The organism is Psychrobacter sp. I-STPA6b (assembly GCF_020662265.1).
Taxonomy (GTDB): Bacteria; Pseudomonadota; Gammaproteobacteria; order Pseudomonadales; family Moraxellaceae; genus Psychrobacter.
Map to the genome: position 1 here is coordinate 1 of NZ_VEWM01000098.1, position 626 is coordinate 626.

The window sequence follows — 626 nt, forward strand, 5'->3', positions numbered from 1 at the left end:
TTCCTCTCCCCCTCCTCTTTCCTTTTCTTTCTCTCTCTCCTCCTCTTCCCCCCCCCTTTCCCCCCTTTTCCTTCCTCTTCTCCTTCCTTCCCTCCCTTTCCCTTCCCTCCTTTTTTCCCCTTCCTCCCCCCCTCTTTTTTCCCTCCTCTCCCCCTCCTTCCCCCTTCCTCTCCTCCCTTCCCCCCTCTTTCTTCTCTTCTTCCCTTCTCTTCCCCCCTTTTTTTCCCCTCTTCTCTTTTTCTCCCCCCCTCCTTTCTCTCCTCTCCCCCCCTCCCCCCCCCCCTTTCTCCTTTTCCCTCTCTCCTTCCTCCTCTTTCTTCCTCTCTTTCTCCCCCCCCCCCCCCCCCCCCTCCCTCCTTTCCCCCCCCCCCCCCCTCTTTCCCTCTCCTCCCTCTTTCCTCTTTTTTCTTTCCCTCCCTCCTCCTCTTTCCCCTTCCTCCCCTCCCCCCCCTTTCCTCTCCTTCCTCTTTCTCTTCCTTTCCCTCCCTCTCCCCCTCCTCTCCTTTCCCTCCCCCTTTTCCTTCTCTTTTCCTTTCTCTTCTCTCTTCCCCTCTCCCCCCTCCCCCCTCTCTCCCTTCCCCTTTCCCCTCCTTTCTCTTCTCCCCCTCTTCCTCTTCCTCCTCCTC

Annotated in this window: 1 protein-coding gene; it reads right to left on the reverse strand. The window is 58.8% G+C overall.

Annotation, left to right across the window (positions count from 1 at the left end):
* Positions 1-626 (reverse strand): hypothetical protein (locus FHK88_RS14555; protein WP_227431003.1); only part of this gene is annotated, 626 nt, incomplete at both ends.